The organism is Streptomyces sp. NPDC088812 (assembly GCF_044750285.1).
Taxonomy (GTDB): domain Bacteria; phylum Actinomycetota; class Actinomycetes; order Streptomycetales; family Streptomycetaceae; genus Streptomyces.
In genome coordinates this window covers 61,338-81,652 of sequence record NZ_JBIVJP010000030.1, presented here as the reverse complement: position 1 = coordinate 81,652, position 20,315 = coordinate 61,338, and the positions used below count along the sequence as shown (strand labels likewise).

The following is a 20,315-nucleotide window of genomic DNA, read 5'->3' as shown; positions in this document are numbered from 1 at the left end:
ACGAAGAGACCGCCCATGCCGAACACCCCACGGCCGCCGCGCCGCGTCACCATCCCCGACGTCGCACGGCACGCCGGCGTCGGACAGGCCACCGCCGCACGCGTCCTGGGCGGATACGGCTCGGCGAGCCCGGCCACCAGGGAACGGGTGCTCGCCGCCGCCGCCGAACTGGGCTACAGCACCAACGCGGTGGCCCGGAGCATGATCAGCGGACGCACCCACACGCTGGGCGTGGTCGTCGCCGACATCGAGAACGCCTACTTCGCCCGTGCCGTGCGCGGGGTCACCGACGTCGCGGCCAAGGCCGGCCTTCAGGTCGTCCTCGCCAACAGCGACGAGAACGGCGAGACGGAGAAGGCCGCGGTACAGATGTTCATCGAGCGGCGCGTGGACGGCCTGGTCGTGGCACCCGCGGCCGCCGATCACGAACACCTCGACAAGGCCGTCGCCTCGGGCGTCCCGGTGGTCCTTCTGGACCGTGTGGTCAGCGGCGCCGCGCTCGACACGGTGGTGGTGGACAACCGCGGTGCCGCCCAGGCCGCGGTGGCCAGGTTCACGGACGCCGGGCACACCCGCATCGCGGTGATCACCTCGGCGTCTCCCGACGAGAACACCGCGCTGCTCGCGCCGGGCGCGGACATCTGGACGACGACCGAGCGGCTCACCGGCTACCGGAAAGCGCTGCGTGCCGCCGGTGTCCCGCGCGGGGCGGAGCTCATCAGGCACACCGGATACGACCGGACCTGGGCACGCTCCGCCGTGATGGAGCTGATGAGCTCACCCGACCGGCCCACCGCGCTGTTCACCACCGACAACGTGGCCACGCTCGGGACCCTCGACGCCCTGCTCGACCTCGACGCCCGCATCCCCGACGACGTCTCCGTCATCGGCTTCGACGACGCCGAATGGGCCACCCTCGTCCGGCCCCGGCTGAGCGTGGTCAGCCAACCGGTCCAGGACCTGGGCGGGCTCGCGGCAGACATCCTGGTCCGCCGCATCAACGGCTCCACGGCCCGGCCCCGCCGCCACACCCTCCACACCACCTATGTCCCGCGCGAGTCGACCGGCCCCGCCCCCGCCCGGGTGCGGAGGCTCCGGATGCCGGAGGAGTGACGTCGGGCGGCGCACCCCGCCGTCCCCCGAGGCCCGGACCATGCCCGGCCGGCTTGCTCCCACCGTCCGCCCTGTTGGCGGCCCGGACCATGCCCGGCCGGCCTGCTCCCACCGTCCGCCCTGTTGGCGGCCCGGCCATGCCCCGGCCGGCCTGCTCCCACCCCGTCCGCGTGATGGCCGTGACGACGTCGGTGCCGGGCTGAAGGTGGACTGCAGCCCGCTTCGCCGCAGCCTGCCTCATCTGCCGTCGCGGCGTACCCGCCCGCCATGAACCTGGCCGAGCCCTACGAGGGCGCTTCCGTCCGCAGGCCGGCCATGACGAGGTCCAGGAGCCGGGTGACGCGCGGCTGCCACTCGCCGCCCGGATCGATCATCCACAGGCCGGCGATGAGCAGGAGGAAGTCCTCGCCGGTCACCCCCGGGCGGATGGTGCCGGCTTCCTCGCCGGCCCGCAGCAGGGCCTCGGCCGCGTCGGCCACGGGGGTGGGGGCCGGTCTCTCCGGGCTCCCCGGGGCGCTGGTGACCTGGCGGATGGCGTCCGCGAGGCCGGCCTTGGCCATGGCGAACCGGGCGAGGTGGTCCATCCACTCCCGCAGGGCGCGGTCCGGCTCCCGGGTCTGGAGCAGTTGGTGCGCGGAGTCGGCGACCTGCTGCATCTCGTGGCGGTAGATCTCCAGGACCAGGGCCTCGCGGTTGGGGAAGTTGCGGTAGAACGTGCCCTGTCCGACGCCCGCCTTCTTGGCGATCAGGCTCAGCGGGGCGTCCGCGCAACGCGTCAGTTCGGCCAGGGCCACCTCCAGGATGCGCTCGCGGTTGCGCTGCGCATCCGAGCGCAGGGGCGCGTCCTTGTTCTGCCGCACTCGTCCTCCTCGTCCGCCCGGTCCGTGAACCGGCCTTGCTGAGCGGACAGTTGTCCGCTACGTTTCTCATTAACGGACAACTGTCCGCTTGAGTCCGGTCCAGGGGTGGACGCGATCCGGGCCGGACGACCACCCCGGGGTTCCTTCCCCGTGTCCGCATCATGACAAGCCGGCCCCGCCCCGTACAGCGCCACCCCGCCCAGGTTCACGCCCGCCGGACCGTCCCGCCGACGCGCTCCGGACATGCCAAGGAAGGCTGATCATGGCCCCACCCACCACGTCGACGTACAGCGCCGTCACCCTGAACATCAACGGCGAGAAGCACGCGCTCTCCGTCGACCACCGCACCACCCTGCTCGACGCGCTGCGCGAGCGCCTCGACCTGACCGGCACCAAGAAGGGCTGCGACCAGGGACAGTGCGGTGCCTGCACCGTACTGATCGACGGCCGCCGGGCCGTCTCCTGTTTACAGCTCGCGGTGGCGGCCGAGGGCCGGGAGATCACCACCATCGAAGGGGTCGCCGACGGCGACCGGCTGCACCCCGTGCAGCAGACGTTCCTCGACCTGGACGGCTACCAGTGCGGCTACTGCACGCCGGGCCAGATCTGTTCGGCCATCGCCGTGATCGAGGAGCACGCCGCGGGCTGGCCGAGCGCCGCCACCGACGACGTCCGCCCCGAGGCCGGGCCGCCACCGCTGACCGACGAGGAGATCCGCGAGCGGATGAGCGGCAACCTGTGCCGCTGCGGCGCGTACGTGTCGATCGTCCGGGCGGTCGCTCGGGCGGCTGCGGCCGGCGAGCGCGTCGCGGCCCGTGCGGAGAGCGCGGCATGAGGGAGTTCGGCTACCAGCGCGCGCACGACGTCGCCGGCGCGGTGGCGCTGCTCGACGCCGATCCGGACGCGCGGTTCGTCGGCGGCGGCACCAACCTCGTCGACCTGATGAAGACCGGCGTGGAGCGGCCCGGCCGCCTCGTCGACATCCGCGAACTGCCGCTGGACGACATCGAGCCGGCGCCGGACGGCGGGCTGCGCGTCGGCGCCACCGTCACCAACAGCGACCTCGCCGCCCACCCCGAGGTCCGGCGCCGCTACCCGGCGCTGGCGCAGGCCGTGCTCGCCGGTGCCTCCGGGCAGCTGCGCAACATGGCCACGGTCGGCGGGAACCTGCTCCAGCGCACCCGCTGCGGCTACTTCACCGACACCACCAAGCCGTGCAACAAGCGCGTCCCCGGCAGCGGCTGCCCCGCCGTCAGGGGCGAACACCACAACCACGCCGTCCTGGGCGCCTCCGAGCACTGCGTGGCCGTGCACCCCTCCGACCTGGGCGTGGCACTGACCGCCTTCGACGCCGTCGTCTCCTACCAGACCGCCGACGGGCCCGGCCGGACGCCGATCGGCGCGTTCTACCTGCCCGTGGGCGACACCCCGCACCGGGAGACCGCCCTGCCGCCGGGGGCGCTGATCACCGGCGTGACGCTGCCGCCCGCCCCCGTGGCCGCGCACTCGCGCTACCGCAAGGTGCGCGAGCGCGCCAGTTACGCGTTCGCCATCGGCTCGGTCGCCGCCGCGCTCGACGTCCAAGGCGGCGTCGTACGGGAAGCGCGCCTCGCCCTCGGGGCGGTCGCGTCCCGGCCCTGGCGCGCCACGGCCGCCGAGCGCGTGCTCACCGGCGCACCGGCCGACGCCGCGACCTTCGCCGCCGCCGCGGACGCCGAACTGGCCGCCGCCCGGCCACTGCCCCACAACGCGTACAAGGTGACCCTGATGCGCAACCTCATGGTCGCCGTGCTCAGCGAACTCGCCGAGGAGGCCGCCCGATGACCACCACCGCGGCCACGACCGCGCACCGCCTGGTCGGCACCGCGCACACCCGGGTGGAGGGCCGGGACAAGGTCACCGGAGCCGCCCGCTACGCGGGCGAGATCCCCTTCGCCGGGCTCGCCCACGGCTGGCTGGTGCTCTCCACCGTCGCCCGCGGCCGCATCCGCTCCGTCGCGGACGGCCCCGTCCTGCGCATGCCCGGGGTCCTCACCGTCCTGCACCACGGCAACGCCCCCCGCGTCGACATCGACTTCGTCAGCATGCTGGGGACCCGGCCGGATCCGACCGCCGCCCTCTTCCAGCACGACCGCGTGCCGCACGCGGGCTGGCCGGTGGCCCTGGTCGTCGCCGAGACGCCCGAACAGGCCAGGGAGGCGGCGGAGACGCTGGTCGTGCACTACGAACAGCAGCCGCACGACGTCGCCTTCACCGGGGACCACCCAGACGCCTACCCGGTGGACGGTCACCTGCCGGCGGTGACGGAGAAGGGGGACCTCCAGGCCCGGCTCGCCGCGTCCGCCGTCGTCCTGGACGCCGAGTACACCACGCCGGAGGAACACCACAACCCGATGGAGCCGCACGGGGCGACCGCCCTGTGGGACGGCGGCCGGCTCGAGGTCGTCGACTCCAACCAGGGCACCACCTGGGTCCAGAACGAGCTGGCCCGGATGTTCTCGCTCGACCCCGCCTCGGTGCGGGTGCGCTCCGAGCACGTCGGCGGCGGCTTCGGCAGCAAGGGCGTGCGCGCGCACCAGGTGGGCGCGGTGATGGCCGCGACCGTCCTGCGGCGCCCGGTCCGGCTCGTCATGACGCGCCGCCAGATGTTCTCACTGGCCGGCCACCGCAGCCCCACCGTGCAGCGGGTCAGGCTGGGCGCCGACGCGGACGGACGGCTGCGCGCCCTGGAGCACACCTCGCTCAGCGTCACCTCCACGGTGCACGAGTTCGTCGAGCCGAGCGCCGGGGTGGCCCGGGTGATGTACGACGCCGACGCCCACCACACCGCCAACCGGGTCGTACGCCTCGACGTGCCGACCCCCACCTGGATGCGCGCGCCGGGCGAGGCGCCGGGCTCGTACGCGCTGGAGGCCGCGCTCGACGAACTCGCCGAGAAGTGCGGCGTCGACCCGATCGAACTGCGCCTGCGCAACGAGCCCGACAAGGGCCCCGTCTCCGGACTGCCGTTCGGCACCCGCAACCTGGTCGCCTGCTTCCGGGAGGGCGCCCGCCGCTTCGGCTGGGCGGGCCGGGACCCGCGCCCCGGCCTGCGCCGGGACGGACGCTGGCTGCTCGGCACCGGTACCGCGGCGGCCTCCTTCGCCGCGGGGGCCGCACCCTCCACGGCGGCCGTGACCGCCGAGGCCGACGGCACCTTCACCGTGCGGATCGCCGCCGCGGACATCGGCACCGGCGCGCGCACCGCGCTCACCCTGGTCGCGGCCGATGCCCTGGCCACCACGCGGGACCGCGTCCGGGTGCGGATCGGCGACAGCGACTTCGGTCCGGCGATGATCGCGGGCGGCTCCATGGGCACCCGCTCCTGGGCGTGGGCGGTCGACGTCGCCGCCCGCGACCTGCGGGAACGGCTCGCCAGGGGCGGCACCGTACCGCCCGAGGGCATCACGGCGCGCTCGGACACCTCCGCCGCCGTCGACGCGCTGCCGCCCAGGGAACGGCACTCCTACGGGGCGCAGTTCGCCGAGGTCGCCGTGGACGTCGCGACCGGCGAGGTGCGCGTGCGGCGCATGCTCGGCATCTTCGCGGCCGGACGCATCGTCAACCCGCTCACGGCACGCAACCAGCTCGTCGGCGGCATGATCTGGGGCATCTCCATGGCCCTGCACGAGGAGGCCGTCCGCGACGGCAACCTGGGGGCCCACGTCGGCGCCGACCTCGCCGGCTACCACTTCGCCGCGCACGCCGACGTGGCCCGCGTCGAGGCCGACTGGGTGGACGACGTCGACCCGGACGACCCGGTCGGCATCAAGGGCGTCGGCGAGATCGGCGTCGTGGGCGCCGCGGCCGCCGTCGCCAACGCCGTCTGGCACGCGACCGGCACCCGCCACCGGCACCTGCCCATCCGTCCCGACCGCGTCCTGCGGGCCGCCGGCGGAGCGCCGGATGCTTGACCTCGCCGAGGAACTGGAGCGCTGGGTCGCTCAGGGCAGGGACTTCGCGGTGGCCACCGTCGTCACCGTCGACGGCAGCGCCCCGCGCGGCCCCGGCGCCGCCCTCGCCGTCGACAGCGACGGCACAGTGATCGGCTCGGTCTCCGGCGGCTGCGTGGAGGGAGCGGTGTACGACCTCTGCCGCCAGGCGCTGCGGGACGGCCGCACGGTGACCGAACGGTTCGGCTACAGCGACGAGGACGCCTTCGCGGTCGGACTGACCTGCGGCGGGACCGTCGAGGTGATGGTCACCCCGGTCGCCGCGCAGGCACCCGGCGGGGCGGTGTTCGCCGCGGCGCTGGCGTCCGCCGCCCGGGGCGGGGCGGCGGCCCTGGCCCGGGTGGTCCGGGGCCCGGCCGGCCTCCTGGGCCGCGCCCTGCTCGTGCGCCCCGACGGCTCGTACGAGGGCGCGCTCGGCGGTCACCCGCACCTGGACCGCACCGCGGCGGCCGAGGCGCACGCCCTGCTGGAGACGGGCCGCACCGGCACGGTCGGCCTCTCGGAGGACGGATCGCACTGCCCCGGCGGTCTCACCCTGTTCGTCGAGTCGAGCGTGCCGCCGCCGCGCATGATCGTGTTCGGCGCGGTGGACTTCGCCGCGGCGCTCGTCCGCGCGGGGAAGTTACTGGGATACCGGGTGACCGTGTGCGACGCCCGGCCGGTCTTCGCCACCCCGGCCCGCTTCCCCGAGGCGGACGACGTCGTGGTCGACTGGCCGCACCGCTATCTGCGGAGCACGCCGACCGACGCGCGCACCGTGCTGTGCGTGCTCACCCACGACGCCAAGTTCGACGTGCCCCTGCTGGAGACGGCCCTGCGGCTGCCGGTGGCGTTCGTCGGCGCGATGGGTTCGCGCCGCACGCACCGGGACCGCGACCGGCGGCTGCGCGAAGTGGGCCTGACCGGGACGGAGTTGGCCCGGTTGCACTCGCCGATCGGGCTCGACCTCGGCGCCCGCACGCCGGAGGAGACCGCCCTGTCCATCGCGGCGGAGATCGTCGCGGTCCGGCGGGGCGGCACGGGGCTGCCGCTGACCGGATCGGGCACGCCGATCCACCGGGACGGGGCGGAGCGGACGGCCGTGGCGGCGGCCTGAGGCTACGCCGGCCGGCAGTCGTCGACGAGGTCGCTCCCGCCGCGCGCCGCGCCCACCACCCTGTGGGAGGAGGGCCGACGCGGGCGACGGCGGGGGCGTACCGGGAAGCGTCAGAGCGCGGTCATGACGTGCTTGATCCGGGTGTAGTCCTCGAAGCCGTAGGCGGAGAGGTCCTTGCCGTAGCCGGACTTCTTGTAGCCGCCGTGCGGCATCTCCGAGACCAGCGTCATATGGGTGTTGATCCACACGCACCCGAAGTCCAGGGCCCGGGACATCCGCATCGCGCGGGCGTGGTCGCGGGTCCAGACGGAGGAGGCCAGCGCGTACTGCACGCCGTTGGCCCAGGCGAGGGCCTCCTCCTCGTCGGTGAAGGACTGCACGGTGACGACAGGGCCGAACACCTCGTTCTGGACGATCTCGTCGTCCTGGCGCACCCCGGTCACCACGGTCGGGGCGTAGAAGTAGCCGCGCTCGCCCACCCGGTGGCCGCCGGTCGCGACGGTGGCGTGTCCGGGCAGCCGCTCGACGAACCCGGCCACCCTGGCCAGCTGGCCTGCGTTGTTCAGCGGACCGAAGAACATGTCCTCGTCGTCCGTGCCGCCCCCGGTGCGCAGCGCCTCGGCGGCCTTGGTCAGCTCGGCGACGAACGCGTCGTGCACCGAGGCGTGCACCAGCACCCGGGTCGCGGCGGTGCAGTCCTGGCCGGCGTTGAAGTAGCCTCCCGCGGCGATGCCCTCGGCGGCCGCGGTGAGGTCGGCGTCCGCGAAGACCAGCGCCGGCGCCTTGCCGCCCAGCTCCAGGTGGACCCGCTTGACGTCCCGGGCCGCCGAGGCGGCGACCTCCATGCCGGCCCGCACCGAGCCGGTGATCGCGGCCATGGCGGGCACCGGGTGCTCCACCATCAGACGGCCGGTGTCCCGGTCGCCGCAGACCACGTTGAACACCCCGGCCGGCAGGTCCAGCTCGCGCAGCACCTCGCCGACGATCCCGGCCAGCAGCACCGTGGAGGCGGGAGTGGTGTCGGACGGCTTCAGCACCACGGTGTTGCCGGCCGCGACGGCCGGCGCGAACTTCCACACCGCCATCATCAGCGGGTAGTTCCACGGCGCCACCTGCGCGCACACCCCGACCGGCTCCCGCCGGACGATCGAGGTCATGCCCTCGGTGTACTCGCCGGCCGAGCGGCCCTCCAGCATCCGGGCCGCGCCCGCGAAGAACCGGAGGGTGTCGACGACCGGGGCGATCTCCTCGGTGAGGGTCAGCGCGCGCGGCTTGCCGGTGTCGCGGCACTCGGCGTCGGCGAGATCGCCGGCCCGGGCCTCCACCGCGTCGGCGATCCGCAGCAGCAGCCGCTGCCGGGTTGCCGGGGTGGCGTCCCGCCAGACGGGGAAGGCGCGTGCCGCCGCGGCCATCGCCGCGTCCACGTCCGCCGCGCCGGACAGCGACGCCTGGGCGTACACCTCGCCGGTGACCGGGTCGACCACGTCGAGACGGCGGCCGTCGGCCGCGTCCACGTACACGCCGCCGATGTGGTTGCGCAGCGCAAGAAGCTCGCTCATGACCTGTTTCCTCTTTCGTCCGCCCCCGGCGGGTGACACGGCCGGTGCGGGGTGTTCCTTCGCCCCGGTCCTGGTGGTGCGGGGGCCGGGTGGTGCGGGTGTTCCTTGCTCGCGGTGCGCCGGGACTTCGGCGCCGGATGGCGTCAGGCCGCCGCGGCGGGCGACAGATGCTCGTGCACGGCCAGCCAGCGGCCCTGCCCGGCGCGGTGGAAGACGATCGTCTCGCGCTCGGAGAGGGACTCGGTGCCGGCCCTGGTGCTCACCGTGGTCGCCACGTCGTGGCTGAAGACGGCGGTGTCGCCGAAGCACTGGACGACCTGGCCGGAGGAGACGCAGTCCACGATTCGGAACCCGTCCTCGGCGACCCACCGCTCCCACAGTGCGCGGTAGTCGGCCGTGGAGGCGATCCGCTCCGGGGTGGTGTGGAAGACGAAGGTGGCGTCCGGGTCGAAGGCGGCGAAGTAGTCGTCCAGCCGGCCCTCGGCGAAGGCGGCCACCAGTTCGTCGGCGGCGCGCAGGACCTCTTCGGTCATGGGGGGCTCCTTTGCCCGGTGTCGTACGTGCGTGGGGGACCCCGGCGGCGGGGCGGCGGGCGCTCCCGCCGCCGGGGAAGCGGGTCAGACCGATGCCCGCGCGGTGACCGGGCCCGCCGGGTCGCCGCCGGTGATCGGCGGGACCGGGGTGTCGGAGCTGCGCACCAGGCGTGGCCCGTCCGGCCCGTAGACGGCCCGGGGCTCGGGGAACAGCAGCAGCAGCGCCAGGTAGAGCACGGCGGCCAGGACCAGGCCGACCGGCAGGGAGACGTCGACGCCGCCGGCCACGTCGCCGAGCGGGCCGACGAACTGGCCCGGCAGGTTGACGAAGAGCAGGGCGAGGATCGCCGAGGTGAGCCAGGTGCCCATGCCGCGCCAGTTCCAGCCGTGGGCGAACCAGTAGCGGCCGCCGCGCTGGCGCCGGTTGAACACCTGGAGGGAGTCGGCGTCGTACCAGCCGCGACGGGTCAGCCAGCCCAGCATCATGATCACCATCCAGGGCGCGGTGCAGGTGATGATCAGCGTGGCGAAGGTGGAGATCGACTGCGTCAGGTTCATCGCGAACCGGCCGAAGAAGATGAACGCGATCGACAGCACACCGATGAACACGGTCGCCTGCACCCGGCTGAACCGGGTGAACACGCTGGAGAAGTCCAGACCGGTGCCGTACAGGGCGGTGGTGCCGGTGGCCATGCCGCCGATCAGCGCCAGCAGGCAGACCGGCAGGAAGTACCAGGTGGGGGCGGTGGCGAGCAGGCCGCCGACGTAGTTGGGCGCCGCCGGGTCCATGTAGGGGGCCGCCTTGGTGGCGATGATCGACGCGGTGACCAGGCCGAACAGGAACGGCAGCAGGGTCGCGATCTGCGAGGCGAACGCCGCGCCGACCACCCGCCGCCGCGGGGTCTCGGCCGGGATGTAGCGTGCCCAGTCGCCGAGGAAGGCGCCGAAGGACACCGGGTTGGACAGCACGATCAGCGCCGAGCCGATGAACGAGGCCCAGAAGCCCGGCGTCGACACCGACGGGAAGGCGCCCTGGTAACCGAAGTCGAAGTCGCCGGCGAAGGCGATGAAGCCCAGCACGAACAGCGCCGAGGCCGCGATCACCGCGATCTTGTTCACGAACAGCATGAACCGGAAGCCGTACACGCACACGACCAGCACCAGCACCGCGAACACGCCGTAGGCCAGGGCGAAGGTGACGTCGTTCTGCGGCAGGTGCACCAGCCGGTGGGCGCCGCCCACCAGCGCGTCGCCCGAGGACCACACCGAGATCGAGAAGAACGCGATCGCGGTCAGCAGCGACAGGAACGAGCCGACGATACGGCCGTGCACACCGAGGTGGGCGGAGGAGGACACCGCGTTGTTGACGCCGTTGCGCGGGCCGAACACGGCCAGCGGCGCCAGGATCAGCGAGCCGACCACCAGACCCAGCACGGTCGCCACCAGGGCCTGCTGGAACGACAGTCCGAACAGGATCGGGAAGGCGCCCAGGACACAGGTGGCGAAGGTGTTGGCGCCGCCGAACGCCAGCCGGAACAGGTCCAGGGGCCCGGCCGTGCGGTCGGCGTCGGGGATGCGCTCGATGCCGAACTGCTCGACCTCGTTCAGCGCGGGGGCCTTGTCGCTCATCCGGAGGCCTCCAGCGCCAGCAGGCTGACCAGGTCGTAGGCGACGTGGGAGGCGGCCACCGCGGTGATCTCGGCATGGTCGTAGGCCGGGGCGACCTCCACCACGTCGGCGCCGACCAGGTTGCAGCCGGCCAGGCCCCGCAGGATCTCCAGCAGCTCGCGGGAGGTCATGCCGCCCGCCTCGGGGGTGCCGGTGCCGGGCGCGTGCGCCGGGTCCAGGCAGTCGATGTCGATGGAGACGTACAGCGGGCGGTCGCCTATGCGCTGGCGGAGCTGGTCGGCGACCTCGTCGGCGCCGCGCCGGTAGACGTCGGCGGAGGTGACGATGCCGAAGCCCAGCTTCTCGTCCTCGGACAGGTCCTGCTTGCCGTACAGCGGGCCGCGGGTGCCGACGTGGGAGAGCGCGGAGGTGTCGAGGATGCCCTCCTCGACCGCACGGCGGAACGGGGTGCCGTGCGTGTACTCGGCCCCGAAGTAGGTGTCCCAGGTGTCCAGGTGCGCGTCGAAGTGGAGCACCGCGACCGGGCCGTGCCGCTCGGCGACGGCGCGCAGCAGCGGCAGCGCGACGGTGTGGTCGCCGCCGAGGGTGACCAGCCGGGTGCCGTCGGCCTGGAGGGAGGAGGCCGCCTCCTGGATGGTCTCGATCGCCTCGTCGATGTCGAACGGGTTGCAGGCGATGTCGCCGGCGTCCGCGACCTGCTGGGTGGCGAACGGTGACACGTCCAGCGCCGGGTGGTAGGGGCGCAGCAGACGGCTGGCCTCACGGACGGCGGTGGCGCCGAAGCGGGCGCCCGGCCGGTAGGAGACTCCGGCGTCGAAGGGGATCCCGACGACGGCCACGTCGGCCCGCTCGACCTCGTCCAGGCGCGGCAGCCGGGCGAAGGTCGCCGGTCCCGCGAAACGCGGCACCCGGGAGGAGTCGACGGGTCCGCGGGGAGTGAGGGGCCCACGTGGGTCGGTCATGGCCTGCTGCCTTCCTGCTCGCTGCGCTCGACCGCGCCGGGAACCTGCTCCGGCGGAGCGCGCCGGGGCTACCGGCAGGGCCGAGTCTGGGCGCGGCGCCCTTCGGGAGACAATCGTGACAGGCACAAAGAGCTGAGGTGAATGTGTGGAAGGCGACAAACGACGTCCGGGAGGCGACAGGAAGCGCGGGGTGAGCGTCCGGGAAGTGCTGTCCTACCCGGCGCTCCAGCTGCGGCTGCTGGCCGGCCGCGCGGGCCTGGACCGGTCCGTGTCCTGGGCCCACGCGAGCGAACTGGAGGACCCCACCCCCTGGCTGCTCGGCGCGGAGATGATCATGACCACGGGCCTCGCCCTGCCCCGGTCGGCCGCCGCGCAGCGCGCCTATCTGGAGCGGCTGGACGACGCCGGGGTGTCGGCGCTCGCGGTCTCGGTGCAGCTGCACATGCCGCCGCTGCGGCGCGCCTTCTTCGACACCGCCGAGGAGCGCGGCATGCCGGTCCTGGAGGTGCCCCTCGCCGTGCCGTTCATCGTGGTCGCGCAGGAGGTCGCGGCGGCGGTGCAGGAGGACGCCCGGCACCGGCTGGGCGCCCAGCTCCAGGTGTTCGGCGCGCTGCGCTGGCTCGCCTCCGAGCAGCTGGACACCGCGACGCTCTTCCGCCGCCTGGAGAACCTCTCCGGGTACGACATCCGGCTGTGCAGCCCGCAGGGCCGGCCCCTGCTGCCGGGCGTGCCGGTGCCCGCCCCGGCGCTGGTCCCCGCCTCGGCGGACGCCCCGCCCACCATCCCGGGCGGTTTCGTCCTGCCGGTGCCCTCGCCGGTCGGCACGGCCGGTTTCCTCATCGCCCTGGAGCGCGACGGCGCCCGCCCGGCCGGCCTCGCCGTGGTCCAGCACATCGCCACGGTGGCCGCGCTCCAGCTCGCGGTGATCCGCACCGAACGCGAGACCCTGCGCCGCGAGGGCACCGAGATCCTCGCCGAGATGCTCCAGGGCACCCTGGACCAGGAGGCTGCCGCCCGCCGGCTGGTCCGTCACTCCCTGACGGGCACCGTCGAGCTGACCGTGGTCCGGGGCGTCACCGAACTCGACCTGCTGCGCGCCCTGGACGACGAGCCGTTCCTGCTGCTCAACCGGGGTGGGGAGCGGTATCTGCTCGGCGCGCCCGGCGTGGCCGAGACGGTCGCCGGCCTGCCCGGCGCGGCCGCCGGCACCAGCCGGCCGCTGCTCTGCGGGGCGTCACTGCGGATCGCGCGGCGCGAGGCCCTCTGGGCGGCCTCGCACGCCGCCGCCTCGGGCCGGCCCCTGGTCCGCTACGGCAGCGACCCGGTCGGCCGCTGGCTCCCCGACGACCCGGCCGCGCTGGACGCCCTGGTCGAGCAGACCATCGGCGCGGCCCTGCGCTACGACGCCGAGCACGACGCCCGGCTGGTGCAGTCGGTGCGCACCTGGATGGAGCGCGACCGGCGCACCGACGAGGCGGCGGCCGCCCTGCACATCCACCCCAACACCCTCACCTACCGGCTGCGCCGCTTCAGCGCCCTGACCGGCCGCGACCTGACCTCGACCGGGGCGTTCACCGAGGTGTGGATGGCACTGCGCTCGGCCTGGGAGCTGGGGCTGCTGGACTGAACGCCTCCGGCCCGGCCCGCCGGACCGAACGCCTGCCGCTCGGTGGGGCGGGGGCGGCGGCCTTCCGGCCGGCCTGCGCGGCGGCCGTGGCGGAGGCACCGGCCCGGCCGCCGGGGGCGGCTTCGGAGCCGCTCCCGTTCGTCGGTCCGGACGCGGCCGTCCGGCCGGTGCCGGACCGGTGATCCGGACCGCGTGGTGGTTCCGGAGCCGTCCCCGCCGTCGGTCTCGGCGACGCCCTCGACGCCCTCCGGTGTGGTCGTGGCGCCCGAGCCGCCGCGCACGGTGCCGTCCTCGGTGTCCTCGGTGTCCTCGGTGTCCTCGGTGTCCTCGGCGGCCGGGGGGCCGGAGCTGCCGGGCGCGGTCGCCGCCGCGCCCGGTACGAAGCCGCCTGCCTCGGCCGCCCGGTCCGGGACTCACCCCAGCGTCAGGCTGGCACCGACCTTCTCCAGGATCGACTCGCCGGCGATGACCGCACCCATCTCCTCGCCGCCCCCCACCGGAGCGGCCAGCGGAACGACCTCCGTGTCGGGGTCGGTCTCGAAGAAGTAGACCAGGGAGACCAGTTCCTCGTCGGGGGCCGCGTCGCTGGGCGCGAGCACACGGTGCCGCAGCGAGCTCCAACGGCCGTCCGTCCAGAGGTTCATCAGGTCGCCCAGGTTGACGACCAGGGTGTCGGGTTCGAAGGGCGGCTTGAACCAGCCGTCCTCCTCGTTCCAGACTTCCAGCCCGCCGACCCCCTGCTGGCGGTCGAGCAGGCTCAGCGTGCCGAAGTCGGTGTGCGGACCGACCCGCATCTGTCCCTCCCGCACGCCGCCGACGCTCCGCAGCGAGGGATACCAGTTGACGTTCTGGGTCCACGTCGCCCGCTGTGACCTGGAGGTGAAGAAGTCCTCCGGCAGCCCCAGGACGGACGCGAGGACGTCGAGCACCTCGTGGGCGACCCGCGTCATGTGGCCGGTGTACTCCAGCGCCGTGTCCTGGAGCCCGGGCTGTTCCGCGGGCCACTTGTTGCGCGGGTAGTACGTCGCGTCGTACGCCGGGTCGCCGGTGCTGTGGGAGGGCCCGACGTGGTACGCCTCGTGGAGGTCGGGCGTGCCGGCCTGCCCGTCGACGGCGCCGACGTCGAGCGCGCCCAGGCCCCGCCAGCCGTTGTCGTAGGGGCGGCTGACGGCGTACTGCTGCTTCACCTCGCCGGGCAGGTCGAAGAACGCCCGTCCCTGCGTGCGCATGCGGTCGGTGAGTTCCCTCGGTACGCCGTGTCCGCGCAGGAGGAAGGCGCCGGTTTCGCGCAGGGCGGCATCCAGCGCCGCCCCGATCTCCGAGCGGCGTGCCGCATCCGCTGTCTTCCACTCGCTCAGGTCGAGAACGGGGATGTCACGAGACATGGCTGTCTTCCCTTCGTTCGTGCCGGTGTCCGGTCGCGGAAGTCCGCGCGAACCGGTGGACGTCGCCGATGGGGGTCGAGGAAGGCCCCCAGCTCAACGCCGGTATGTGGGCGTTGACCAGTTCGCCGTCCTCGCGCAGCACCGCGGAGGACGGGTGGTACATGTGCAGGAGGGGGTCGTGGTAGTGGTCGAAGGCGGAGTTGATGTCCATGCGGTAGGCGAAGTCGTTGTCCTCGCCTCCCCAGCCCTCGAAGCGTTCGTCCATCCCGCCGATCCGGTGGAAGGCAGTCGTGCGGACCCAGACGCAGCACCCGGGCGGTCGCCGCAGGACGAAGGCCCGCAGACGGTCCGGGTCCAGCCCGGCGGCACGCCGCCAGAGCCGTTCCTCGATCGCCCAGGAGGTGGCGGACTCGTCCAGACACCACATGTCGCGGTAGCTGAGGTGGCCCATGGCGCCGGGGGAGTGGAAGCGGGCGACGTTGCGGGCGACGAAGTCGCGGTCGACCAGGGCGTCCGCGTCCAGGATGCAGATGATCTCCGCCTGGCCCGGAGTGTTGACCACCCCGACGTTCACCGCCCAGGACTTGTTGAAGTCGTCGGGCTTGTGCGCGAAGAGGTAGTGGTCCGTGCGGGGCGCGACGGTGTCGCGCCAGCGCGGGGCGTCGTCCGTCTCCACCACCGTCACCTGGTAGAAGGCGCGCGGCACGGACTGGTCCCGCAGGGCCGTCAGGCAGGCCAGCAGGTTGCGCAGGCGCAGTCCCGGGCCCCGGTCGCGGAAGGGCACCACGACCAGGACCCGGGGGGAGTCGCCGGGGCGGAGCCCGTCGCCGGCCGGCAGCGTGCCGAGCCGTTCCACCCCTACCGTCGGCTGCCCGGTGCCACTGAAGTGCCGGCCCAGGTGGTAGCCCAGGCGCGAGTTGGACTCCGCCTCCCAGGCCCGCTCGAAGAGCGTGTCGAGAGCCGCCGACCCGCCACCGTCGCCGGCGAGCTGGAGCAGCCGCGTCCGCAGGGCGAGGTGCACGGACGGGTCGGCCGGGCGCGCCCGCAGGTCACCGACCAGGCGCGTGACGGTCTCGTCCCCGAGCTGTTCGGCCCCTTCCGCCACCGCCTCGCGGTAGGACAGTGCGCGTTCCCAGTAGAAGATGCTGGCCTCGCGGGCCTGCGGGTCGAAGTGGACGGCCAGCGTGGTGACGACGGCCGCGGCCAGGATGTCCGGATCAGTGGGGGTCAGCGATGCCACGGGGCGTCCTTCCGATCGACGGGTGGATGTGGTGTCGGGGCCCCGCGCGGGGCGGCTCTCAGCGGTCCCACCACCGCTCACCGCCGGCCGCCCGGCGCCGGGCGGCGGTGCCGCGCTCGTAGGGCAGGCTTCCGTCGGGCATGCGCACCACCTCGACGTACAGTCCGATCCCGGTACGGACGTACACCCAGCGGTCGCCGGCCAGGGGGCCGTCCGGGATGGTCTCGGGGGCGCCGAGCACCGTGCATCCCGGCTGTGCGGCCAGATACGCGGCCGCCGTGTCGACGTCGTCCACGTACAGCGCCAGGTGGTTGCCGCCCACGTCGCTGTTGCGGGGCCGGCGCCGGCGCGCGCCGGGCGAGTCGGGGAAGCAGGTGAGTTCGACGTTGTCGGTGGGGCCCATGCGCAGGGCCGCTCGGTGCAGGGTGCCGCCCTGCGGCACACCCAGGGCCGCGGCGAGGTCCGGGTCGGTGAGGTCGGCCGTCGTGCGGTGGACGAGCTCGGCGCCCAGCACCCGGGTGAAGAAGTCCTGCGCTTCGTCGAGGTCCGCCACCGTGTATGCCCAGTGGTCGACGTTGCGCGCGCCGGGCAGCGGGTCGGCCGTACCCGATCCGTCGTCGCGGTTGTGCCACCGTGCGCACGGACCGAAGCGGCGTGCCGGGCCGTGCCGTTCGTACGGCGGTGCGGCCGGCACCGAGCGCAGTTCGAGGGGCATGCCCCAGGGCGTGGTCACCCTGACCCACCGGCTGCCCGCTTGCGGCAGTCCTGCGGGAACGGTCCGTACCGGCCCGTAGGGGCGCCATGGCCCGCGCTCCCGCAGGGCGGCGACGGCGGTGTCCACGTCCGTCACGTACAGGCCCAGGTGCGTGCTGCCCACGTCGTGCGGTCGAGGGGGAACGGCACGGTGGTCGGGCGACCGGTAGGCGAAGAGCTCCAGGTTCGTGGTCGGTCCGAGGCGCACCAGGGCTATCTCCGCGGCGGCCCGCGGATGGACGTCGAGGTGGGTGCGCATCCAGTCGTCGTCGTGGGCCAACGGGGGCAGGCGGTAGACGAGTTCGCCCCCCAGCACCCGCACCGTGAAGTCGATCGCACGGTCGAGGTCCGGCACCGTGAGGGCCAGGTGATCGACCCGGCGGGCACCCGGCACGCCCTGCGGAGCGGCGGTCCGTGGCGGCGGCCCGACGGCCGGTGCGCCGTCGGACGTGCCGGCGTTCGTCGTCACACGGTGCTCCTCGGGGTCGGGCGGATGTGCCGGTCGATCAGGAGACGGCTGCCCTCGCGGACCGGGCGCGGAGCCAGCCCGGCCGTCGCCCGGTGTGCCGCGAGCACCCCACTGGACAGGCAGGTGGAGGCGGGGCGGCCGGCGTAGCGGCCGTTCGCCCGGGGCTCCGCCACCACCAGGTCGGGCGAGGCGCCCAGCTGCTCGGCGATGACGGCCGCCCAGTCCGCCCGGGAGATCCGGTCCGGGCCGCCGAGATGGAGCAGCCGGGGCGGTGCCTCCGCCCTGGCGAGGGCGTAGGTCACCTCGACCACGTCGTCGATGAGCACGGGGGTGGTCCACTGGTCGACAGGTGCGGTCACCGGCTCGCCGGCCCGGAGGCGGTGCACGCAGGCGGCGAAGAAGTTGAGCCACTTCGGGCTGTCGGCGGGCTCCCACCCGTAGATCAGACTGATCCGCAGCAGGGTGACGGACGGCAGTTCGGCCAGGATCCGTTCGGCGGCGTGCTTGGCGCGTCCGTAGGCGTTGGCGGGGCGGGGCGGGACGGATTCGTCGGGCGCCTCGGCGTTTCCGTCGAAGACGTTGTCGGTGGAGATGAAGACGACGCGCCGGTTCCCGGCCGCCCGCACCACCTGCCTGGCGGCCTCGGCGTGCCCGTGCATCGCCTCCTCGGGGTGCTCTTCGCACCAGGTCACGTCCGAGGGGCCGTGCACGAGGACGACGGTGTCCGCGCCCGTGTCCTCCAGTGCGCGGCCGAAGGCTCCGTCCTCGGTGACGTCCAGACCGATCCAGTCCCGCACATCGCCGTCACCGTAGGGCACGGGAGGCGTCCGCGACGCGAGGACCGCCTCGTCGCCCGACCCGGCCAGGTGACGGGCCAGGGCACGGCCGACGAATCCGCTGCCGACGACGAGGGTCCTCATGCGCCCCCTCCGGTGCCCGCGCCGACGGCCAGGGTTTCCGTCAGCATCCGTGCCATGCCGATGAGGCCGTGGTCGTCGTCCGCGGCGCCCAGCGAGAGCATCTCGGGTATCTCCTCCTCGGCGAGCCCGAAGCAGCCCAGTTTCGTCAGCTCCTCTCCGAGCAGGCCGACGAACCGGGGCCCGACCGCCACCGCGAAGCCGCCGATGAACAGATAGCGCCGTACGCCGATCGCCGTGAAGATGCAGTTGACGGCGAGGGCCAGGGGGACCAGGCAGCCGCGCAGCACCTGTGTCGCGAACGCGTCGTCGGCGCGGACGGCGCGGGCCAGGTCCTCGTTGGTGATGCGGGCCGGGTCGCCGCCCGCGGGTCCGGCGAGCGCGCAGCGCCGGAAGCTCTCCGGGTCGGCCTCCGCGGCCCGGCGGGCGGCCAGCAGCACGCCGCGGCCGGACGCCATCCCGCCGAGGTGGCCCCGGCCACCGCACTCGCAGGGCACGGCGTCCGCACCGGGGTCGACGCGCCAATGGCCGATCTCGCCGCCGTGCCCGGAGTCCGAGACCAGCACCTCGCCGTTGCGGAAGACCTTGTGCCCGATCCCCGAGCTGACGGTGATCAGACAGAAGGGGGCCCGCTCGGCGCTCGCGTAGCGCCAGGCGGCGGCCGTGATGTCGTTGGCGACGACGACCGGCACGCCGAGCCGCCGGGTGAGGATGTCGGCGATGGGCAGGGGTTCCGCGCTCCCTCCCCACAGCGTGGGGCCGGCCAGCACGGTGCCGTCCTTGGTCATCGGCCCGGCGAACGCCACACCCACCGCGCTCGCCCCGGCACCGTCCGGAGAGCCGAGGTAGGCCTCCAGTTCCCGGCCGAGCTGCTCCACCACCATGCCCTGGAGCTCCTGGGCGGGCAACTCACGGTAGCGGTGCAGGCCTTCGGTCGTCACACGGCGGACCGACTCGGGTGAGTCCGCCGCGGTGGAGATCCGGCCGATCCGCAGCGTCGTACCGCCGAGATCGGCGACGACGTACGCGCGCCGACCGCCCGTCGCCGGGTCCGCCACCGTCATGAGGCGACACCTCCGAGGACCGCCACGGGGTCGCACTGCTGCACGGTGCCGTCCTCCAGGAGGATGGCCGACTCCAGCCGCTCGCCCTCGGGGACCACCGTCCCGGGCAGCAGCACGCAGTCCCGCACGCTCGCCCCGGCCCCGACGGTGACGCCGGGATACACGACGCTCCGCTCCACCCGGCCGGCGTTGACCAGGTCGGCGGGGACGATGCTGGAGCGGACGGCTCCCTCGCTCGCGACGTACCGACGCGCCACCGAGGGGCGAACGGTGAGCGGCAGCTCGGCCAGGCCCATCGTCGGGTGCTCGCTCAACAGGCCGAGGTGGGCCCGGTGATAGCGGTCGACGGTCCCGATGTCCTCCCAGTAGCCGGTGACCTCGTACCCCCGGATCCGCTCGCCCGCGGCCAGCATGGCCGGGATGACGTCACGGCTGATGTCGTGCTGCCAGTCCGTCCCGTCCAGCTGCTCCAGGTAGCGGCGCAGCGTCCGCGCGTCGAAGACGCAGAAGGCGGCGAACACCAGATCGCTGGTCGGCTCCGCCGGCTTCTCGACGAAGCCGGAGAGGTTCCCGGCGGGGTCGAAGTCCACCATGCCGAACAGGTGCACGTACCGGCGTTCGATGCGCTGGTAGGACACGGTCAGGGCAGCCCGGTCGGCACGGTGCCGGCGGATCATGTCGCCGTAGTCGAACCGGTAGACGTGGTCGGCGTGCAGCACCAGCACCTCCGACGGGTCCTCGCCGAAGACGTGGTCCGCTTTGCTGATCAGCGCGTCGGCCGTACCGCGTTCGCGCGGCCAGGTGCGGTCGGGCAGGGTCTGCGGGACCGTCCCGGGGGCCGTCCGGTAGGCCTCGTCGTACGGCCCGAAGTGGACCCGGAAGTCCTGCGGGCTGCCGTTCCACACGGTGTGCAGGTCGTCCATGAGGCGCCGCTCCTCGTACTGCGACAGCAGCAGCGCCTCCCGGAAGCCGGAGCGGCGGACGTTGGCGAGGCTGAAGTCGATCAGCCGGCTGGTGCCGCCGAAGGGCACCAGCGGCTTCAGCCGGTTACGGCCGAGGGGGCCCATGCGGCGGCCTTCGCCACCGGCCAGGAGAACCGCGCGTACGCCGTCCATG

17 protein-coding genes are annotated in these 20,315 nt (G+C 73.9%); 6 read left to right on the top strand and 11 right to left on the bottom strand.

The annotated features are described in order from the left end of the window. Positions 1 to 15 precede the first annotated feature (15 nt). On the top strand, positions 16 to 1,113 hold the full coding sequence (locus ACIP67_RS38575; RefSeq protein ID WP_401698270.1) for a LacI family DNA-binding transcriptional regulator: 1,098 nt from the start codon (positions 16 to 18) through the stop codon (positions 1,111 to 1,113). A gap of 284 nt (positions 1,114 to 1,397) precedes the next feature. Here the strand turns inward: ACIP67_RS38575 and ACIP67_RS38570 are convergent, their stop codons facing one another. Continuing rightward, positions 1,398 to 1,973, bottom strand: a complete 576-nt coding sequence (locus ACIP67_RS38570; protein WP_401698268.1) for a TetR/AcrR family transcriptional regulator — start codon at positions 1,971 to 1,973, stop codon at positions 1,398 to 1,400. A gap of 262 nt (positions 1,974 to 2,235) precedes the next feature. Between ACIP67_RS38570 and ACIP67_RS38565 the strand changes: the two genes are divergently transcribed. From ACIP67_RS38565 to ACIP67_RS38550, 4 genes are read left to right on the top strand one after another with little or no spacing between them, the layout of a single operon-like run. Then, positions 2,236 to 2,808: a 2Fe-2S iron-sulfur cluster-binding protein gene (locus tag ACIP67_RS38565; protein WP_401698266.1), complete on the top strand. Its 573-nt coding sequence runs from the start codon at positions 2,236 to 2,238 to the stop codon at positions 2,806 to 2,808. After that, positions 2,805 to 3,797 carry an FAD binding domain-containing protein gene (locus ACIP67_RS38560; protein ID WP_401698265.1) on the top strand — a complete coding sequence of 331 codons (993 nt, stop codon included), beginning with the start codon at positions 2,805 to 2,807 and terminating at the stop codon, positions 3,795 to 3,797. The genes ACIP67_RS38565 and ACIP67_RS38560 overlap by 4 nt, the downstream gene beginning before the upstream one ends. Then, positions 3,794 to 5,926, top strand: a complete 2,133-nt coding sequence (locus ACIP67_RS38555; RefSeq protein WP_401698264.1) for a xanthine dehydrogenase family protein molybdopterin-binding subunit — start codon at positions 3,794 to 3,796, stop codon at positions 5,924 to 5,926. The genes ACIP67_RS38560 and ACIP67_RS38555 overlap by 4 nt, the downstream gene beginning before the upstream one ends. Next, entirely contained in the window at positions 5,919 to 7,061 is a 1,143-nt protein-coding gene (locus ACIP67_RS38550) for an XdhC family protein (protein ID WP_401698263.1), read from the top strand. The genes ACIP67_RS38555 and ACIP67_RS38550 overlap by 8 nt, the downstream gene beginning before the upstream one ends. A 110-nt stretch (positions 7,062 to 7,171) precedes the next feature. Here ACIP67_RS38550 and ACIP67_RS38545 read toward each other — a convergent pair whose 3' ends face one another. The 4 genes from ACIP67_RS38545 to speB all read right to left on the bottom strand — a co-directional run bounded on the left by ACIP67_RS38545 (position 7,172) and on the right by speB (position 11,744). Beyond that, positions 7,172 to 8,620, bottom strand: a complete 1,449-nt coding sequence (locus ACIP67_RS38545) for a gamma-aminobutyraldehyde dehydrogenase (RefSeq protein ID WP_401698261.1) — start codon at positions 8,618 to 8,620, stop codon at positions 7,172 to 7,174. Between the two features lie 143 nt (positions 8,621 to 8,763). After that, positions 8,764 to 9,153, bottom strand: a complete 390-nt coding sequence (locus ACIP67_RS38540) for a YybH family protein (protein WP_401698260.1) — start codon at positions 9,151 to 9,153, stop codon at positions 8,764 to 8,766. Between the two features lie 84 nt (positions 9,154 to 9,237). Continuing rightward, the gene (locus ACIP67_RS38535; protein ID WP_401698258.1) at positions 9,238 to 10,782 is read right to left on the bottom strand and encodes a purine-cytosine permease family protein; all 1,545 of its coding nucleotides are present in this window, start codon (positions 10,780 to 10,782) and stop codon (positions 9,238 to 9,240) included. Next, complete coding sequence (gene speB / locus ACIP67_RS38530) at positions 10,779 to 11,744, bottom strand: agmatinase (RefSeq protein WP_401698257.1); 966 nt, start codon at positions 11,742 to 11,744, stop codon at positions 10,779 to 10,781. Before speB ends, ACIP67_RS38535 begins: the two co-directional genes overlap by 4 nt. A 190-nt stretch (positions 11,745 to 11,934) precedes the next feature. Here speB and ACIP67_RS38525 point away from each other — a divergent pair, with 190 nt between their 5' ends. Beyond that, positions 11,935 to 13,371, top strand: a complete 1,437-nt coding sequence (locus ACIP67_RS38525) for a PucR family transcriptional regulator (protein ID WP_401698256.1) — start codon at positions 11,935 to 11,937, stop codon at positions 13,369 to 13,371. 413 nt (positions 13,372 to 13,784) lie between these two features. Here ACIP67_RS38525 and ACIP67_RS38520 read toward each other — a convergent pair whose 3' ends face one another. The 6 genes from ACIP67_RS38520 to ACIP67_RS38495 are packed head-to-tail and all read right to left on the bottom strand — an operon-like array spanning position 13,785 to position 20,314. After that, complete coding sequence (locus tag ACIP67_RS38520) at positions 13,785 to 14,756, bottom strand: isopenicillin N synthase family dioxygenase (RefSeq protein ID WP_401698254.1); 972 nt, start codon at positions 14,754 to 14,756, stop codon at positions 13,785 to 13,787. Then, positions 14,746 to 15,996, bottom strand: a complete 1,251-nt coding sequence (locus ACIP67_RS38515) for a glycosyltransferase (RefSeq protein WP_401698252.1) — start codon at positions 15,994 to 15,996, stop codon at positions 14,746 to 14,748. The genes ACIP67_RS38520 and ACIP67_RS38515 overlap by 11 nt, the downstream gene beginning before the upstream one ends. Before the next feature lie 58 nt (positions 15,997 to 16,054). Beyond that, positions 16,055 to 17,218, bottom strand: a complete 1,164-nt coding sequence (locus tag ACIP67_RS38510; protein WP_401698250.1) for a VOC family protein — start codon at positions 17,216 to 17,218, stop codon at positions 16,055 to 16,057. Continuing rightward, complete coding sequence (locus tag ACIP67_RS38505; RefSeq protein WP_401698249.1) at positions 17,215 to 18,138, bottom strand: SDR family oxidoreductase; 924 nt, start codon at positions 18,136 to 18,138, stop codon at positions 17,215 to 17,217. The genes ACIP67_RS38510 and ACIP67_RS38505 overlap by 4 nt, the downstream gene beginning before the upstream one ends. After that, on the bottom strand, positions 18,135 to 19,199 hold the full coding sequence (locus ACIP67_RS38500; protein ID WP_401698248.1) for an ROK family protein: 1,065 nt from the start codon (positions 19,197 to 19,199) through the stop codon (positions 18,135 to 18,137). Before ACIP67_RS38500 ends, ACIP67_RS38505 begins: the two co-directional genes overlap by 4 nt. Next, a complete protein-coding gene (locus tag ACIP67_RS38495; RefSeq protein ID WP_401698246.1) occupies positions 19,196 to 20,314 on the bottom strand; it encodes a glucose-1-phosphate adenylyltransferase family protein in 1,119 nt (372 codons plus the stop codon). The genes ACIP67_RS38500 and ACIP67_RS38495 overlap by 4 nt, the downstream gene beginning before the upstream one ends. Between the last annotated feature and the right edge of the window lies 1 nt (position 20,315).

What these genes read in the sequence shown, in the direction of transcription:
- ACIP67_RS38505 (WP_401698249.1), bottom strand. Translation starts at nt 18,138, where the DNA reads ATGAGGACCCTCGTCGTCGGCAGCGGATTCGTCGGCCGTGCCCTGGCC.
- ACIP67_RS38500 (WP_401698248.1), bottom strand. Translation starts at nt 19,199, where the DNA reads ATGACGGTGGCGGACCCGGCGACGGGCGGTCGGCGCGCGTACGTCGTC.
- ACIP67_RS38555 (WP_401698264.1), top strand. Translation starts at nt 3,794, where the DNA reads ATGACCACCACCGCGGCCACGACCGCGCACCGCCTGGTCGGCACCGCG.
- ACIP67_RS38550 (WP_401698263.1), top strand. Translation starts at nt 5,919, where the DNA reads ATGCTTGACCTCGCCGAGGAACTGGAGCGCTGGGTCGCTCAGGGCAGG.
- ACIP67_RS38520 (WP_401698254.1), bottom strand. Translation starts at nt 14,756, where the DNA reads ATGTCTCGTGACATCCCCGTTCTCGACCTGAGCGAGTGGAAGACAGCG.
- ACIP67_RS38535 (WP_401698258.1), bottom strand. Translation starts at nt 10,782, where the DNA reads ATGAGCGACAAGGCCCCCGCGCTGAACGAGGTCGAGCAGTTCGGCATC.
- ACIP67_RS38565 (WP_401698266.1), top strand. Translation starts at nt 2,236, where the DNA reads ATGGCCCCACCCACCACGTCGACGTACAGCGCCGTCACCCTGAACATC.
- ACIP67_RS38560 (WP_401698265.1), top strand. Translation starts at nt 2,805, where the DNA reads ATGAGGGAGTTCGGCTACCAGCGCGCGCACGACGTCGCCGGCGCGGTG.
- ACIP67_RS38545 (WP_401698261.1), bottom strand. Translation starts at nt 8,620, where the DNA reads ATGAGCGAGCTTCTTGCGCTGCGCAACCACATCGGCGGCGTGTACGTG.
- ACIP67_RS38575 (WP_401698270.1), top strand. Translation starts at nt 16, where the DNA reads ATGCCGAACACCCCACGGCCGCCGCGCCGCGTCACCATCCCCGACGTC.
- speB (WP_401698257.1), bottom strand. Translation starts at nt 11,744, where the DNA reads ATGACCGACCCACGTGGGCCCCTCACTCCCCGCGGACCCGTCGACTCC.
- ACIP67_RS38495 (WP_401698246.1), bottom strand. Translation starts at nt 20,314, where the DNA reads ATGGACGGCGTACGCGCGGTTCTCCTGGCCGGTGGCGAAGGCCGCCGC.
- ACIP67_RS38540 (WP_401698260.1), bottom strand. Translation starts at nt 9,153, where the DNA reads ATGACCGAAGAGGTCCTGCGCGCCGCCGACGAACTGGTGGCCGCCTTC.